Genomic DNA, 15,848 nt, shown 5'->3' on the forward strand with positions numbered 1-15,848 from the left:
ACATTTTATCAAGATACCATGAAACATAAAGAGCCGCAAGACAGCATCTTATCCGCACATATGAAAAAGACCAGCTGCTAATTAGGCTGGTCTGCTTCATGTATAAAATCAAAGCTGAATGCACAGTTTAACCACATAAATGACACGCCCTGAAAGGAGCATACGTATGGGATTAAACCGCCAACATCAGCTTCAATTAATCAAAGATATTTTAACTGATCACCAGCTGGATTGCTGCGGGACTGTTGCAGAATATGAACAGGTGGGACGCGTGATTCAATTAATGCTGGCAAAAGAAGATTTGGATGCTGACGTTCGTCAGCTACTAACAGATATTTATGATTACAGCCAAAAAGGTACCTCTGTCAGTTCAATTGATGCACATATCGAAGCGCATCAATCGCATCTATCTGACTGGGTCGAGAACATTCCACTGTCTTAATGGATGTTTAACCGTTTTAAGAGTGCATGTAGCTCGGCTTGCACTTCTTTTTGCGCCTTTTCATTTCCTTTTCTTTTATGCCAAACGACAAACGATACGGTTTCAGCCAGCACATACCATGCCATGCGTTTTCGCAAGTTGTCGGTCAGCGGAGCACCATACATAGAGAGCCAGCTTTCCCAGTTCTCTTCTTCAACATAATGGTATAAGAGCGGTCCAAGATCAATCGCTGGATCCGCAATCATTGCCCCGTCCCAATCAATTAAATAGAGCTGGTTTTCATCTGTCAGCAGCCAATTATTATGGTTGAGGTCACAATGGCATACGACCTTATCCTCGAAATGAACTGCCTCCACATGTTTCTCTAAATACTGGATGGCGCGCGTGATATCATGTGAGTCAATCTGCTCTTTTAAGATCGATGCCTTGAGATGCATCAAGATCGATGCCGGGTCAAGCGAGTGCTTTTCTAATCGTTTCAGCATATCGAGCAGCTCTTTTGATGTATGAATTTTTCTTAGCTGCTCCGCTACAGGACGGTCATTCATGTCCTTTGGCTTCAGCTCTCTGCCGCTCAGCCAGTGCTGCGCAGTAATGACATCCCCATTTTCCATTCGTTTTGTCCAGACAAGCTTCGGCACAATGCCTTCAGCTGACAAAACCGCAAGAAACGGTGACGTATTGCGTTTTAAAAATAGCTTTTGGTCATTGTGTGTTGCGAAGTACGCATCTCCCGTAGCGCCTCCAGCAGGAGAGATGTGCCATTCGCTACCTAATATTTGTCCCAACCAGTTCATATCAATTTTCAACCCATCATTTCTTAAAATATTTTAAATCATGCTTTTTTAGTCGACAAAATTCAGCCGATTGAGATCAATTGGCTGTTTATTTTTTATTTATATGATCATAAAAACAAAAAGGACAGCTATTGAGAATGAGATGCTAAACAATAGCCGTCCTATAGATTTTATCGCTACCTTCTTATACTCGTCAAGCAAAACTAGAAAAACAGGACAAGAACCTTATGAAAAAGGAAGTCTTTTTTCATGTTTCTTTTGCTCGTGCGCACACTGGCTGCTTCTTAGCCACGTAATTTTAACGATCGCTCACTAGCCTTAACAAACACTGGAGTGGCGCCAATCACTTCTCCATCAGCGTGAAATAGGATTTTTTCATCTGCCTCCAAGTAGGCTTCTTCATGCTGAAAAAGGGTGACTCCCTCCATTACAAGGTGCTTTTTAAAAACCATTGCACTTAAAAATAAGAGGACTTTCAATGGATTCAAATCCGTGACAACGATTGTTTGAAATCCTGATTGCCTCGCACTTGCTTCCGGCGCTGCTTCCAGCCCGCCTCCATAATATGGGTGATTACATACGATCACAAACCACACTTGGCGAAAAACTTTTCTCTCATTTTCAATAAAAAGAGCAAGGTCAAACGGTTTGAAAGACCATAACGAATGTAGAAAGGACAGCGGGTAGATGATAAACCCGAGTTTGAGTCGGTTGAGCCACTTTTTCCCTCTAAAATGGACCGTTCTCTTCAAGACATGCGCATCAAAACCAACACCAATATGATTGAGAAAAAGAACAGATTGCGGACTTTCTGCATGATCTTGAAAGGAACCGAGAGAAAATGTTTTCGTCAGCATCCTTTTTTGTTTTCTCACTTCTTTGATCACATCGTGACGCTGGATGCCCAGCCCCTTCGCAGCATCATTCCAATGACCTGCTGGGACAAAGCTTAGCTGCACATGATCAATTTCTTTCAAACCATTCAGTACTTCATGAAATGTGCCGTCACCGCCAATGACGATCAGCCGTTTCAATCTGTCGTCTTGCATAGCGCTAATCTGTCTCGCCAAAACTTCGGCATGTCCTTCATGCTGGGTAAGAAACGATCTGTATGAGATCTCTACCTTTTGTAATTCTTTCTCTATGCTTCTCCAAGTGCGGAGTCCTTTTCCTTGTCCTGCTGCTGGATTGACGATAAAGTACCATTCATTCATATATTAGCTCCACTCAGGTCTCATTTTTTGGTGACCTTGATATGCCTTTAATCGAGCCATTCCTGCCTTCTTTTGCTGTCTGATTCACCATAAGCGAGCAATGCCTTTGTCGCTTTGAATTGCTGGTGCTTTGTCGGCGCCGTGTTTTTCCGCTGCTTTTCAAACCAATCCTCCGCTTTCTTCTTATCGACAACCTCCATCCCGAATGGAACTTCGGGCAAATCAATATACGAGGTGCGGCTGATGAGGATTTTTTTCACAGGAAGCTCTACACCACTTTGCTGTAAAATTTTTGACACAACAGTTCCAGAGCGCAGAAGGCTTGCGCAAGGGTTTAAAACGGATTGAACAGCTTTCCCCGTCGCCCGTTTTTCCCAAAAACGTTCCTTCGATCCAATATATACACTGTCTGGCTCTGCCTCTAAGAATGATAAGCAGATGACTTCAAGCGGTGTAATGAGCACTGGACACAATTCCATCTCAGCTTTTTGAATGAGCAGCACCGGCTTGTACATCACAAAATAAGAATCTGGCAGCTGCCTTGCAAGCATCCGCAGCTTTTCATCATAGCGAATGTGATGGGAGACAGTTGAAATATGAGAGATCGTCGAGCTGGCCCATTTTAACTGAACATCGTAAAGATGATCTTTAAAAAAGTGAATCAGCTTCGTTTCATCGGTAGGAACGTTTGTAAAGACACCTTGTTCTATATCTGTTGGCTCGTTAAAAAGACTCAGGTCCCGTTCCTTTTTCATATCGGCTTCTTTTTGCTTTCTTTTTAAGGAGAATTTCTTTCTCTTTTCTTCCTCTTGTTCAGGTGCTTGCTCGATGGCTTGGTCAGCCTGCTTTTGCACCTGCTCTTTGGAAGCCTTTTTTAACTCGTCCCATCTTTGTTTTTTCAACCGAATAAACTGATTGATGTAATGATGCGGGTCTTGTTCATATCGTGATATATAATCTTGGATTTTAATAATTTGCGCCATCTGCTGCTCACTCCAACCTCTAGAATCATTTATGTAGTGTAAATTGTTTGATCGCGTGATAACGCGGGGTTTCTTTTAGACGGATTTCAAATAAAGCGATACTAGAAACCTCCATCGAATATGGTTCTTTCCGTAAGGGTGCTTGTTCTATATAGGACTGTTCCCTATTCCATTTGCGCGCAATCGTCATATGTGGATGAAAGGGTCTCTTTTCGACAGGATGACCTGCTGTCAAAACGGCTGCTTTCACTTTTTCTCTTAGATCCATCAAAGGCTTACTTTCACTAGGCTTTGCAAAAAAGACTCTCGGGCGCTCCTTTTGGCCAAATATCCCTACTTCATTCAGCTTCAGCGGGAAAGCAGACACCTCATGAGACAGCTGTGCAAGTAGCTCAGAAATCTTATTTAAACGGTCCTCTGGAATCGCACCTAAAAACACAAGGGTGACATGATAATCAATGGGTGCTGTCCATTTTTGAAAAGACAGTCCGCTCCTCTTGTCTATATCCGCTTTTATTTGATGCGCAAGTTGTTCAGGGATTGGAATCCCGATAAAATAATGACGGCTTTCGGCCATATTTTCACCTGTCCTTTTTAACAAACTTTACGAATCCCCATTGATGATAGTATAACTAAAGTAATGCGGAATGAGAAGAAAGGGTGTCACATGATGAAGGTTGCACAAAATATAGCTGAATTAATAGGTCATACACCACTTGTAAAATTACAGCGCCTTCAGCCAGAACATGGCGCTGCTATTTATTTAAAACTGGAATCATTTAATCCTAGCGGAAGTGTAAAAGATCGGGCTGCTTACAATATGATCCTTGAGGCAGAAAAACAAGGAAAGCTCACAAAAGGGGCAACGATTATTGAACCAACAAGCGGGAATACAGGAATTGGCTTAGCGATGAACGCTGCTGCAAGAGGCTACAAAGCCATTCTGATCATGCCTGATACGATGACCCAAGAAAGAATCAATATTTTAAAGGCATACGGCGCACAGGTCGTCTTAACCCCAGGGGAGGAAAAAATGCCAGGCTGTATTCGCAAGGCAGAAGAATTAGCTGCTCAAATTCCTAACAGCTTTATTCCCATGCAATTTGACAATGGTGCGAACCCCGATGCTCATAGAGGGACAACAGCTGTAGAAATTATTGATGCAGTGCAACAGATTGGACAGCCGCTTGCCGCTTTTGTCGCAACTGCTGGAACGGGCGGAACCATTACAGGCACTGGAGAGGAACTCAAAAAAGCATTCCCGGAATTGACGATACATGTGGCAGAGCCAAAGGGGTCTCCTGTTTTATCAGGCGGGAAACCTGGCAAACATAAGCTTGTTGGCACAAGTCCAGGATTTATCCCACAAATTTTAAACGAACAGGTGTATGATGAGATTGTGCAAGTGAGTGATGAAGATGCTTACGACATCACACGAAAGCTCGCCCGTCTTGAAGGTATTTTAGTCGGTCCATCATCTGGCGCGGCATGCTATGCAGCCATTGAAGCAGCCAAGCAAATGCCAAAGGATCACATTGTCATTTGTATGACAGCAGACACGGGTGAACGTTATTTATCAAGTGATGTGTTTCAAGATTAAAAAAGGAACAGGGCGTATGCTCCTGTTCCTTTTAGATTGTTGACAAAGGGCTAAAATGAACTTGATTTTAGCCCTTTGTCTTCTTTTCAGCGTGATAGAAAACCTTTGCAGCCCTAGGAAGGACGAGTACTAGCGCGGAGCGAATTTGACATTCGTGAGCACCAGAGCGCAGGACTGACAAAGAATGCGAGGGTTTGTCTACACGCTGAAAGGAACAACTCAGACCGTCTTGACCTCAGTCTGTTCGCCTGTCACAAGTAAAACTTGTTCATCAGTGAGCGGGCATAAAGAGAGCGTATTTTGATCTTTCTCTATGATATGCTGCGCGGCTTCACCTAAATAAGGATTGTTTATATGCGGTACCGGATAGCTGTTGATCTCATAGAATCCTTCAAAGGAAGATAATTCTAGCGCTTTCTCCTGATCATCCATCAGTGAGATGTATTCAATGCTTGGCGCCATGATAATACTCCCCGCGGATTCTCCGATATACAGCTTGCCTTTACCGATCTCTTCTTTCAATACACGATCGAGCCCGTGCTTTCTTAATTCTTGCAGCAAATAAAAGGTATTGCCGCCAGATACATACATGACATCATTCTTTCCAATGATCTGTGTGATCTCCTGAACCGTTTGCTCGGGCAGCTGAACAGTCTCTACACGCATTTCTAATTGATGAAAGGCTTCTTTTGCTGCATCGACATAGTGCGTGACTTCTTCCACTTCACTGGCTGCCGGAATGAATGTCACACTTTTTCCTTTTAAGGTGTCGCCTGCAAAGTCAGACAAGAGAGAATAGCTGTCTTTGAATGAAGAGCATAAGAACATTTTTTTCACGGTGAAACCCCTCTTCTCTTTCCTTTTTTATTTCGCCAATTCATACATGGCTTGTGCATATAGCGCAGTTGCTCGTAGTAAATCATCGATTTCGATATATTCATCCTTTTGATGTGCACAATCAGGTCTTCCTGGGAATAGAGGGCCAAAGGCAACGCCTGCTTCTAATGACCTTGCATACGTTCCTCCCCCAATCGCAATAAGATGGGCAGGATCTCCTGTTTGTTCTTCGTAGACACGCTGTAATGTTTTCACAAGTGGATGGTCTTTTGAGACGTGATGAGGAGGACTGTCATCAAATTTCTCAATCGCTGCCCCTTTTATTCGTTCAATCCCTTTTTTGACTTCCTCACCGTCCGCTGTTACAGGATAGCGGACATTCAGCCCAAGCTTCGCTTCTTCGTTTTGCGAATAGCGGATTGTGCCAACATTCAAGGTCAAGTCACCACTAATATCATCTTTACAAGCGATGCCGAGTTTTTGTCCTCTTGTGTCTTGATCAAATAAAGCATTTATTTGTGATGTAAAAGCGAGCCCTCTTTCATCTAATTCATGCGCACATAAGAAATTCGCCATATGAATGCCCGCATTTGTGCCATTCGCCGGCTCCATTGCATGAACTGATACACCTTTTAATGTGAATGTCAGTCCATCTGCTGTATGGTTTGTCTCACCGGTTAGCTGATTTTCTGCAAGATAGGCTGCAAAAGCCGTTTTTAAGGCTTCAGCATCATGATCATTTGCTGCTGCCACAATCGCGCGAGCCTCATCTGGGACCATATTAAGACGCATGCCTGATGTGAATTGCTTGAGGATGTAACGCTTGTTTTCTTCTGATTGTTCGTATGTAAAGGATACGATGGCATCTATGATCCCTTTTTCAGCATGAATAATTGGAAAATCAGCATCTGGCGCAAACCCAATTTGCGGCATCGCCTCATGCTTGAAATAGTGATCGACGCATCTCCAATCGCTTTCTTCATCTGTGCCAATGATGATTCGAATCTTTTTCGACAGCGGTAGACCGGCATCTTTTAACATTTTCAATGCGTAAAACGCCGCCATGGTCGGCCCTTTATCATCAATGGCTCCTCTTGCAAAGATTTTATTTTCTCTTATGTCCGCTGAAAATGGCGGGGTTGTCCAGTCGTCTCCCGCAGGCACGACATCCACATGGCATAGCACACCGACGATATCTTCGCCTTCTCCATATTCAATATGACCAGCATAACCATCAACATTTTTCACTTTGAAGCCCTCGTCCTGCCCTTTTTTGAGCATATACTGAAGAGCCTCATCCACTTTTTCACCGAACGGTTTTCCTGCTATGCCGCCTTCTTCATCCAAGACACTTTCAATTTGTAAAAAAGATTGTGTATCCTGAATCAAATTGTCTTTTTTTCGTATGACTTCTGCTTCCCAATTCATTTTTCCATTCCTCCTTGAAAAAAGGTTGCAATCCACCCTTAAAACGAATATTATATTAAGTGTTTTGTAATAATGTTCGTAAATGGAGGATTTTATGTTTCAGTTAAAAGAGAACCAAACCAATATAAAGAAAGAATTACTCGCTGGTATGACGACATTCTTTACGATGGTATATATTGTAGCCGTCAATCCAGGAATCCTTTCAGATGCAGGCATTCCTTTTGACCAAGTCTTTACTGCAACCATTATCGCTGCTGTTGTCGGTACACTCTGGATGGCACTCTTTGCAAACTATCCGATTGCCATTGCACCAGGTATGGGGCTGAATGTCTATTTCACCGTCACTGTTGTCGGTGGTGGGGGTCTCAGCTATCAAACAGCATTTAGTGCGGTATTTGTTGCTGGAATACTCTTTATCATTTTATCGTTAACATCCCTTAGAAAACAACTCATTGAGGCGATTCCAGATAATTTAAAGTACGGGATTACAGCAGGTATCGGACTATTTATTGCATTCATTGGGCTAAGACAGTCTGGAATCATCACTGCTGATCCACAAAATCTTGTGAAGCTTGGCAATTTAAGCTCACCTGTTGTCATTTTGACACTCGTCGGTTTAATGATTTCTGTCATATTAATGGTTCTTCAAGTGAATGGAGCGCTGTTTATCGGCATGTTAGCAACCACGTTAATTGCACTTGCAACAGGTCAGCTTCATTTTCCTAAAGTGCTAGTGGATACCCCAGCACTGCCTGAAGGAATGCTGATTACAAATCCATTCGCTGCGTTTGGCGATGTATTTTCCCATCACTTGTATGCTGTTGTCTTCTCCTTTTTACTTGTGACGATTTTTGATACAACAGGAACAATGATCGGGGTTGCGGAACAAGCAGGTTTAATGAAAAATGGTCAGCTCCCAAAAGTACGCAGAGCCTTACTTGCTGACTCTGCTGCAACGACAATTGGCTCAATGTTTGGAACAAGCCCAACCACAGCTTACATTGAATCTTCATCAGGAGTGGCTGCTGGCGGAAGAACTGGACTGACCTCTTTAACCGTTGCTGCATTGTTTATTGTGGCTTTGTTTTTTGGTCCGCTCGTTCAAACCATTTCGTCTTTGCCGTCCATCACTTCACCTGTCTTAATCATTGTCGGCTGTTTGATGATGAATTCAGTGTCACGTATTCGCTGGAATGAGCTTGACGAAGCATTTCCTGCTTTTCTTGTGATTCTTTCCATGCCGCTGACATCTAGCATCTCTACAGGAATTTCACTAGGATTTATTTCATATCCACTTGTGAAGCTGGCAAAAGGAAAATGGAAAGAAGTGCATATTCTTGTGCTCATTTTTGCCGTCTTATTTTTCGTGCAGCTCTTTTTCTTAGAAGGATAACCAAAATAAAAAGACACATTTCTCATTTGAATGTGTCTTTTTTGTATGAATGATTTTTTATTTTGTAAATTTTCTGTGTTTATTTTTTGCTCTTTCTTAAGTGGCAATTTTCTTTATACACCTTGTGTTTATTGGGTTGTAACCGGATTCAAATCATGATATATACCATAATTTCATTCATGAAGACAAGTTTAAAAACACGTAAAGTTGACTTTTTGGTGGAACTAGATGCATAATAACGTGTATAATAGAATAAAACATTAAGAAACACGAACATTTACCATTGTTGCATGTCCTTATGTCGCAGTTTTAGTGTAGTAAGTTGTGGTTAGTCAAGTCCATCCGATCTTATTGATAGGGAGTGGTTTTTTGAAACCTTCAACAAACCGTATGATGACTCGAATAAAATCAGTTTATATGTTCATTCAAGAGAAAGGTCTTGTGACGACACAAGAGCTGGTTGATGAATTCGGGATCACACCTAGAACCATCCAAAGAGACTTAAACGTGCTTGCCTATAACGATCTTGTTCATAGTCCAAGCAGAGGCAAATGGGAAACAACGAGAAAAAAAGTAAAAATATCATCATAAGCGAATAATGAACTTCCATATAACAAAAAGAACCGGCGATATGCCGGTTCTTTTCTTTTTCTCTATATTAATCACGATTGATTAAGCTGTCTAACTCTTCCTCCGTCAATTCACGGTATTCTCCTGGCGCCAAATCTTCGTCTAATGAAACAGCTCCCATCGAGAGTCGTTTTAAAAAGATCACTTCATTGCCCACTGCTTGTGCCATCAGCTTCACTTGATGGTACTTCCCTTCAGTAATCGTTAAACGGATTCGTGTATCTGCCTCTTGGTTGGCATCTACTTCAACCTTCGCTGGCTTCGTTCGGTAGTCGTCTAAAATCACAACTCCCTCTTCAAGACGAGTGATGTCTTGATCTCCAAGCGGGTATTTTAGATGAACTTCATACGTTTTCGGGACATGCTTTTTCGGAGATAACAATTGATGAGCAAGCTGGCCGTCATTTGTAAGGAGGAGGAGACCGACTGTATCCTTATCCAGTCTCCCCACAGGGAATGGCTCCCTTGCAATATCCTCTGGCTCTAGTAAATCAACAACCGTCTCATCTCGCAGATCCTCCGTTGCTGAAATGACACCGTCTGGCTTGTTCATCATGAGATAAATGAATTCTTTATACTCTACACGCTCTCCATGCACGAGCACTTCATCATTTGTTGGATCGACATGATCTTTCACCTGCTTCGCCACTTCTCCATTCACTGTGACAGCCCGGGCCTTGACCAGCTTCTTTACATCTTTCCTTGAACCAAAGCCGGTATTGGCCAGCAATTTATCAAGCCTCATGCTTCTCCACCTCTTCTTAACTCTTTTTTCTTAAAAATGATGGCATCCGGCTGCCAAGTACACGCTCTAACAATCCAACTTTATAAGATAAGAACATATACACACCGCCGCCAGTGATCATTGAAATCAAAATAACAATACCCGCTTGTATGATTCCGCCTTCATATGAAATGACTTGACTCACAAGCTGACATGTCACATAAGCCACTACAGCCATGATTGCCGTTAAAATACCAATTAAAATAAACCGTTTGAAAATCCTGCGGAACGAATAGCCTGCATGGCGCTTGATCATGATGAACATATACAAAATCGAGGCACTGTAGCCTAATGCCGTTGCAAGCACAGAACCGTTTCCTTGCAGCCAGCTAATCAGCGGGATATTGAGAACCGTTTTAATGATAATCCCTAACAAAAGACTGACGATCGCAAATTTTTGTTTGTTAATCCCTTGTAAAATCGCTGCGTTAATGGTGAATAAAGAAAACAGTAACGCAACAGGTGCATACCAAAACAAAATAGAAGTCCCAATCTCAGGATGCACAGACGGATAGAAAAACCAATAAACTGGTCCAGCCAATGCCGAAATACCAAATGAAGCAGGCAGAACGAAGAATAAAATGACCTGCATCGTTTGATCAATTTGTCGATTCAGCAGCTTGTAATTTCGCGCTGTAAAGGATTCCGTTATGGTAGGAATCAATGTTAAACCAAATGCAGTTGCAAGTGACACAGGAATCATGACAAGCTTCGGTAAATATAACGTCACAATAGACAGAACCGCTGTACTAATATCCTGATGTCCTGATGCAATCATCGCTCTGTTAATTGTATTTGTATCAATATAAGAATAAATCGGAATGGCAAGCCCAACAAACACATAGGGTGCTGCATAACTGAACAGCTCTGTAAACATTTGCTTATAAGATAATCCAGAATAGTCCCCTGTATTCGGCTGCATTGCCAAAAGCCGATCTTTCCGCTTCAGCCAATATAAATAAAGCGTAAATAGACCGCCAAACGCACCAATGAGTGCGGCAAATGTGGCATAACCAACCGCAATAACAAGACCGCCGTCAAGCACTTTTAAAATGATAAACGTCGCTGTTAATAGGAAGATGATTCTGACAAGTTGTTCGATGACTTGGGAAACAGCTGTCGGGCCCATCATCGAGTGTCCTTGGAAAAACCCTCGCACAAGACTCATAATGGGTACAACCAATAGACCCAAACTGACCATCCGAATCACATAAACCACTTGATCGACCGTCAAACCGCCCGTTTCATTCGATCCTCCAAGCTGAATCTTGGCAAAGATCGGTGCGGTCAAATATAAAATAGAAAAGGCGATAATACCGGTGACAAGCATGACCGACATACCCGCCCTGAACATTTTTCTTGTTGTCTCATAATCGCCGATTGCATTATATTTAGAGACGAATTTCGATACCGCTGTTGGAAAACCGAGCGTAGCAATACTTAAAAAGATCGTATACTGATTGTATCCATATTGGAATAGCGCACCACCAGTCGCTCCGACCATTGCGCTAAATGGAATTAAGTAAATCATACCAAGAATACGAGAGAGATAAGTCCCTATCGTTAAAACCAACGTACCACGAAGCAGTTTATTAGACATGCGCTTAACCACCATTTTTCTAATGAATATTCAACTTAACTATTTTAACACATCATTTCATCGCACAGGTAACAAATCCAATACAGAAGTCACAAAACCAATCAATTCATATTTCAGCCTTCCCCAATCTTCGTTATAATAGAGAAATGACTGAAAGTAGAAAGAGGAATGTAACATGAAACATTATGATGTCATTGTCATTGGCGGTGGACCTTCTGGACTGATGGCCGCGATTGCATCGGCAGAACACGGTGCATCGGTTCTGTTAATTGACAAAGGAAACAAACTTGGCAGAAAGCTCGCCATTTCTGGCGGTGGACGCTGCAATGTGACCAATCGCCTTCCAGTAGAAGAAATCATCAAGCATATTCCCGGAAACGGCCGTTTTCTATATAGTGCATTTTCTGAGTTCAATAACGAGGATATTATTTCGTTCTTTGAAAATCTAGGTATTGAACTAAAAGAAGAAGACCATGGACGTATGTTCCCTGTCTCAAACAAAGCACAATCTGTTGTGGATGCCCTATTAGATAGGCTCCGCATGCTCAATGTGACCATTCGAACGAATGAAAAGATTAAAACCGTTCTGTATCAAGACGGACAAGCAGCTGGAATTGTTACAAATAATGATGAAAAAATTTCAAGTCATGCCGTTGTCATTGCTGTTGGCGGGAAAAGTGTGCCGCATACAGGCTCTACTGGCGATGGCTATGCATGGGCAGAAGCCGCTGGTCATACCATTACAGAGCTCTTCCCAACCGAAGTACCCGTCACGTCAGACGAGCGTTTTATTAAGGACAAAGTGCTTCAAGGTCTTTCATTAAGAAGTGTTGCCGTGAGTGTTTTAAATAAAAAAGGAAAACCCGTCGTCACTCATGTCATGGATATGATCTTTACACACTTTGGCTTATCAGGTCCTGCCGTTCTGAGATGCAGCGGATTTGTTGTGAAAGAACTGAAAAAGCAGCCGGCCGTCCGTCTTCAAATTGACTTATACCCAAAGCTCAATGACGAGGAGCTATTCCAAAAGCTTCATCGCGATCTAAAAGATGAACCAAAAAAAGCCATTAAAAATGTCCTGAAATCTTGGATGCAAGAGCGCTATTTATTGTTCCTTTTAGAACGAAATGGCATTGATCCACAGGAGACATTTTCTGGTCTCGCTAAAGATAAACTGCGCGCTTTTGCTCATGATTGTAAACATTTCATCGTCCATGCAAATGGGACGCTTTCTTTAGATAAAGCCTTTGTTACAGGTGGCGGCGTTTCTGTCAAAGAAATTGAACCGAAGAAAATGGCATCCAAAAAAATGGCCGGTCTTTATTTCTGCGGAGAAATTTTAGATATTCACGGTTACACAGGTGGTTACAATATTACGTCAGCACTTGTGACAGGCAGGTTAGCTGGCATGAATGCCGCACTAGAAGTAAAGGAGAGATTTCAATGATTAGACGCGCACTTCCGATTGTCCTTGCAGTTGTCATTAGTTTGACAGCCGCTTTCTTTATGAAGCTGTCCATTACCCCGTTAAAAATCGCCATTATTTTAGCGTTTACGATTTTCGCAGTTTGTTTAAAAGAATATGTCTACCGTCTGCGCAAACGAATTGAAGAAAAGTCATCTTCACATATCGATGGTTGATAAATGGAAGCAAAACATGTTACGGTAAAATAGAGGTCGAGTGAGAAACTCGCCTCTTTTTGTTTGAAAATAGTTGAGACAGGGGATATTAAACAAAATCCTCTGCTTAAACGTGTAGAACAACAGGAGAGTGAGATGGTGTGAAAAACGTATCAAGTGTATTTTGGATTGTGATTGCAATCACATTTATTGCCGTTCAATGGGGAGCCTTTTCTCCAGAATCACTGCAAAATGTGACAGATCAAATTCAAACATACATTACAAATGACTTTGGCTGGTATTATTTATTAGTCGTATCGCTTCTAGTCGGCTTTTGTCTATTCTTTATCTTTAGCCCTATCGGAAAAATTACGTTAGGAAAGCCAGGTGAAGAGCCTGAATTTGGTCTTTTTTCTTGGTTTGCCATGCTATTTAGTGCTGGAATGGGTATTGGGCTTGTTTTTTACGGAGCAGCTGAACCGATCAGTCATTATGCGATTCAATCACCAACGGGTGACACTGAAACTGCACAAGCCTTCCGTGATTCCCTTCGTTATACTTTTTTCCACTGGGGACTTCATGCATGGGCGATCTATGCCATTGTTGCGCTTTGCATTGCATACTTTAAATTTAGAAAAGATGCGCCTGGCTTAATCAGTGCAACACTGCAGCCAGTTTTAGGAGATAAAACGCACGGATGGATCGGAAAAACCATCGATTGTATTGCTGTGTTTGCGACAGTTGTTGGTGTTGCAACGAGCTTAGGATTAGGCGCAGCACAAATCAATGGTGGATTGGATTATCTATTTAACATTCCAAATGCCTTTAGCACACAATTGATTATTATCATCATTGTGACGGTGCTGTTCCTTGCATCTGCTCTTAGCGGTATTGGTAAAGGGATTAAATATTTAAGTAATATCAACATGGTATTAGCAGCTGTTCTGATGTTTTTCTTACTTTTGGTAGGTCCAACAGTTTATATTTTAAATTCATTTACTGACTCTATTGGACAATACTTATCCAACATCGTTCAAATGAGCTTTCGCTTATCTCCAAATGACCCTGAAAAGAGAGAATGGATTAACGGATGGACGATCTTTTATTGGGCATGGTGGATCTCTTGGGCACCATTTGTCGGGATCTTTATTGCACGTGTATCACGTGGACGAACCATTCGAGAGTTTTTAGTTGGTGTGTTAGTTGCTCCATCTATCCTTGTATTTCTTTGGTTCTCTATTTTCGGTGTTTCTGCGATGGACTTACAGCAAAAGAATATTGTCGATGTTGCAGGCCTTTCTACGGAAACCATGCTTTTTGGTGTACTAAATGAATATCCGCTGGCAATGATCACATCGATTCTAGCTCTTATTTTAATTGCGGTATTCTTTATCACATCAGCAGACTCAGCTACATTCGTTCTCGGAATGCAGACAACCTATGGATCATTAAATCCATCCAATAGTGTAAAGATCAGCTGGGGTATTATCCAGTCAGCAGTTGCGGCAGTGCTCTTATTTTCAGGCGGTCTTGAAGCCTTGCAAAACACAGCCAAACTTGCTGCTTTACCGTTCTCTGTTGTCATCATTTTAATGATTGTATCTCTGTACAAATCATTAAATGAAGAACGAAGAGCGATTAAACAAGCAAATAAGTACAATAAACCAAGAAGTCCAAGAGTAAAAAAAGCATAATCATCACAAGAGAAAAGTCGTTCCTCATCCGAACGGCTTTTTTCTCGTTGAAATAATTGAAGATTGTCATGACATTGTGTATTCCGATAAAATAGTGTTGAATCATCACTTTTCTACATAATGGAGGTTTATATGACGTTACCTACGTTCAAGTACAACCCAGACCCAGTTTCATTACATGTGATTAAAAAAGAGCAGACGATATGCCCCGTTTGTGAGAAAGAACGAGATTATGTATATCATGGTCCTTTTTATTCTATTGAAGACGTTTCTGGCATTTGTCCTTGGTGCATTAAAGATGGATCAGCTGCTCAAACATATAATGGAATGTTTCAAGACGATGTGAGTTGTGATGACGTCGATCATGAAGAATATATAGATGAACTGATCTACAGAACGCCGGGTTACCGCGGATGGCAGCAGGAATATTGGTTAAGCCATTGCGGGGATTTTTGCGCGATTGTGCAGTATGTTGGATGGAAAGAAATTGAGCATTTAGAAGAAGAACTCTCAGAGGATATTGAAGAGATTTGCAGTGGTGGACATTTCACAAAAGAGAACCTGAAACAATGGCTCGTGAACGGAGGAGACTTGCAAGGCTACCTCTTTCAATGCGTTCACTGCAAAAAGCATCGTTTGCATATTGATGCTAGTTGATCATATCAAAAGGACCTTTATTTCAGCCCTTTTTCTTCTTTTCAGCGTGATAGAAAACCTTTGCAGCCCTAGGAAGGACGAGTACTGGCGCGGAGCGAATTTGACATTCGTGAGCACCAGCACGCAGGACTGACAAAGAATGCGAGGGTTTGTCTACACGCTGAAAGAA

Annotated in this window: 16 protein-coding genes; 8 read left to right on the plus strand and 8 right to left on the minus strand. The window is 41.9% G+C overall.

Annotated elements, in window-relative coordinates:
• Window positions 1–166 precede the first annotated feature (166 nt).
• A complete protein-coding gene (locus tag MHI58_RS14275; protein ID WP_024719286.1) occupies window positions 167–442 on the plus strand; it encodes a YtzH-like family protein in 276 nt (91 codons plus the stop codon).
• Here MHI58_RS14275 and MHI58_RS14280 read toward each other — a convergent pair.
• From MHI58_RS14280 to thpR, 4 genes are all read right to left on the minus strand, one after another.
• Complete coding sequence (locus MHI58_RS14280; protein ID WP_025207816.1) at window positions 439–1,239, minus strand: phosphotransferase family protein; 801 nt, start codon at window positions 1,237–1,239, stop codon at window positions 439–441. The genes MHI58_RS14275 and MHI58_RS14280 overlap by 4 nt on opposite strands.
• A 284-nt stretch (window positions 1,240–1,523) precedes the next feature.
• The gene (locus MHI58_RS14285) at window positions 1,524–2,453 is read right to left on the minus strand and encodes a YegS/Rv2252/BmrU family lipid kinase (RefSeq protein WP_007501831.1); all 930 of its coding nucleotides are present in this window, start codon (window positions 2,451–2,453) and stop codon (window positions 1,524–1,526) included.
• A gap of 47 nt (window positions 2,454–2,500) precedes the next feature.
• The gene (locus MHI58_RS14290) at window positions 2,501–3,436 is read right to left on the minus strand and encodes a hypothetical protein (protein WP_024719289.1); all 936 of its coding nucleotides are present in this window, start codon (window positions 3,434–3,436) and stop codon (window positions 2,501–2,503) included.
• A 25-nt stretch (window positions 3,437–3,461) separates the two neighbouring features.
• A complete protein-coding gene (gene thpR / locus MHI58_RS14295) occupies window positions 3,462–4,013 on the minus strand; it encodes an RNA 2',3'-cyclic phosphodiesterase (RefSeq protein ID WP_045034206.1) in 552 nt (183 codons plus the stop codon).
• A 90-nt stretch (window positions 4,014–4,103) separates the two neighbouring features.
• Between thpR and cysK the strand changes: the two genes are divergently transcribed.
• Window positions 4,104–5,036 carry a cysteine synthase A gene (gene cysK / locus MHI58_RS14300; protein ID WP_178930467.1) on the plus strand — a complete coding sequence of 311 codons (933 nt, stop codon included), beginning with the start codon at window positions 4,104–4,106 and terminating at the stop codon, window positions 5,034–5,036.
• A 219-nt stretch (window positions 5,037–5,255) separates the two neighbouring features.
• Here the strand turns inward: cysK and MHI58_RS14305 are convergent, their stop codons facing one another.
• On the minus strand, window positions 5,256–5,873 hold the full coding sequence (locus MHI58_RS14305) for a Type 1 glutamine amidotransferase-like domain-containing protein (RefSeq protein WP_340937396.1): 618 nt from the start codon (window positions 5,871–5,873) through the stop codon (window positions 5,256–5,258).
• A gap of 27 nt (window positions 5,874–5,900) precedes the next feature.
• Window positions 5,901–7,301, minus strand: coding sequence for a dipeptidase PepV (gene pepV, locus MHI58_RS14310; RefSeq protein WP_217967901.1), 1,401 nt, complete (start codon window positions 7,299–7,301; stop codon window positions 5,901–5,903).
• Between the two features lie 94 nt (window positions 7,302–7,395).
• On the opposite strand from pepV, the gene MHI58_RS14315 reads away from it, so the two are divergent.
• Together MHI58_RS14315 and MHI58_RS14320 are read left to right on the plus strand one after the other, a co-directional pair.
• Window positions 7,396–8,694 (plus strand): NCS2 family permease, encoded by a 1,299-nt coding sequence (locus MHI58_RS14315; RefSeq protein WP_178896944.1) that lies wholly within the window; start codon window positions 7,396–7,398, stop codon window positions 8,692–8,694.
• A 369-nt stretch (window positions 8,695–9,063) separates the two neighbouring features.
• Window positions 9,064–9,285, plus strand: a complete 222-nt coding sequence (locus MHI58_RS14320; protein WP_008356419.1) for a DeoR family transcriptional regulator — start codon at window positions 9,064–9,066, stop codon at window positions 9,283–9,285.
• 67 nt (window positions 9,286–9,352) lie between these two features.
• Here the strand turns inward: MHI58_RS14320 and MHI58_RS14325 are convergent, their stop codons facing one another.
• Window positions 9,353–10,069: a pseudouridine synthase gene (locus MHI58_RS14325; protein ID WP_017367874.1), complete on the minus strand. Its 717-nt coding sequence runs from the start codon at window positions 10,067–10,069 to the stop codon at window positions 9,353–9,355.
• Window positions 10,070–10,085: 16 nt separating this feature from the next.
• Entirely contained in the window at window positions 10,086–11,708 is a 1,623-nt protein-coding gene (locus MHI58_RS14330) for a polysaccharide biosynthesis protein (protein WP_017358331.1), read from the minus strand.
• A 175-nt stretch (window positions 11,709–11,883) separates the two neighbouring features.
• Between MHI58_RS14330 and MHI58_RS14335 the strand changes: the two genes are divergently transcribed.
• The 4 genes from MHI58_RS14335 to MHI58_RS14350 all read left to right on the plus strand — a co-directional run bounded on the left by MHI58_RS14335 (window position 11,884) and on the right by MHI58_RS14350 (window position 15,679).
• Window positions 11,884–13,155 carry an NAD(P)/FAD-dependent oxidoreductase gene (locus tag MHI58_RS14335; RefSeq protein WP_203143548.1) on the plus strand — a complete coding sequence of 424 codons (1,272 nt, stop codon included), beginning with the start codon at window positions 11,884–11,886 and terminating at the stop codon, window positions 13,153–13,155.
• Window positions 13,152–13,349, plus strand: coding sequence for a hypothetical protein (locus MHI58_RS14340; protein WP_008343027.1), 198 nt, complete (start codon window positions 13,152–13,154; stop codon window positions 13,347–13,349). Before MHI58_RS14335 ends, MHI58_RS14340 begins: the two co-directional genes overlap by 4 nt.
• Before the next feature lie 140 nt (window positions 13,350–13,489).
• Window positions 13,490–15,022, plus strand: coding sequence for a BCCT family transporter (locus MHI58_RS14345; RefSeq protein ID WP_368004329.1), 1,533 nt, complete (start codon window positions 13,490–13,492; stop codon window positions 15,020–15,022).
• 132 nt (window positions 15,023–15,154) lie between these two features.
• Window positions 15,155–15,679, plus strand: a complete 525-nt coding sequence (locus MHI58_RS14350; RefSeq protein ID WP_138278895.1) for a CbrC family protein — start codon at window positions 15,155–15,157, stop codon at window positions 15,677–15,679.
• Window positions 15,680–15,848 lie beyond the last annotated feature (169 nt).

Origin of the sequence: Bacillus sp. FSL K6-2869 (assembly GCF_040869405.1) — a bacterium.
Lineage (GTDB): Bacteria > Bacillota > Bacilli > Bacillales > Bacillaceae > Bacillus > Bacillus altitudinis.

Bases quoted from the DNA above. Each gene is read 5' to 3' on its own strand.
- MHI58_RS14275 (WP_024719286.1), top strand. From the start codon at position 167: ATGGGATTAAACCGCCAACATCAGCTTCAATTAATCAAAGATATTTTA.
- MHI58_RS14280 (WP_025207816.1), bottom strand. From the start codon at position 1,239: ATGAACTGGTTGGGACAAATATTAGGTAGCGAATGGCACATCTCTCCT.
- MHI58_RS14285 (WP_007501831.1), bottom strand. From the start codon at position 2,453: ATGAATGAATGGTACTTTATCGTCAATCCAGCAGCAGGACAAGGAAAA.
- MHI58_RS14290 (WP_024719289.1), bottom strand. From the start codon at position 3,436: ATGGCGCAAATTATTAAAATCCAAGATTATATATCACGATATGAACAA.
- thpR (WP_045034206.1), bottom strand. From the start codon at position 4,013: ATGGCCGAAAGCCGTCATTATTTTATCGGGATTCCAATCCCTGAACAA.
- cysK (WP_178930467.1), top strand. From the start codon at position 4,104: ATGATGAAGGTTGCACAAAATATAGCTGAATTAATAGGTCATACACCA.
- pepV (WP_217967901.1), bottom strand. From the start codon at position 7,301: ATGAATTGGGAAGCAGAAGTCATACGAAAAAAAGACAATTTGATTCAG.
- MHI58_RS14315 (WP_178896944.1), top strand. From the start codon at position 7,396: ATGTTTCAGTTAAAAGAGAACCAAACCAATATAAAGAAAGAATTACTC.
- MHI58_RS14325 (WP_017367874.1), bottom strand. From the start codon at position 10,069: ATGAGGCTTGATAAATTGCTGGCCAATACCGGCTTTGGTTCAAGGAAA.
- MHI58_RS14330 (WP_017358331.1), bottom strand. From the start codon at position 11,708: ATGTCTAATAAACTGCTTCGTGGTACGTTGGTTTTAACGATAGGGACT.
- MHI58_RS14335 (WP_203143548.1), top strand. From the start codon at position 11,884: ATGAAACATTATGATGTCATTGTCATTGGCGGTGGACCTTCTGGACTG.
- MHI58_RS14340 (WP_008343027.1), top strand. From the start codon at position 13,152: ATGATTAGACGCGCACTTCCGATTGTCCTTGCAGTTGTCATTAGTTTG.
- MHI58_RS14350 (WP_138278895.1), top strand. From the start codon at position 15,155: ATGACGTTACCTACGTTCAAGTACAACCCAGACCCAGTTTCATTACAT.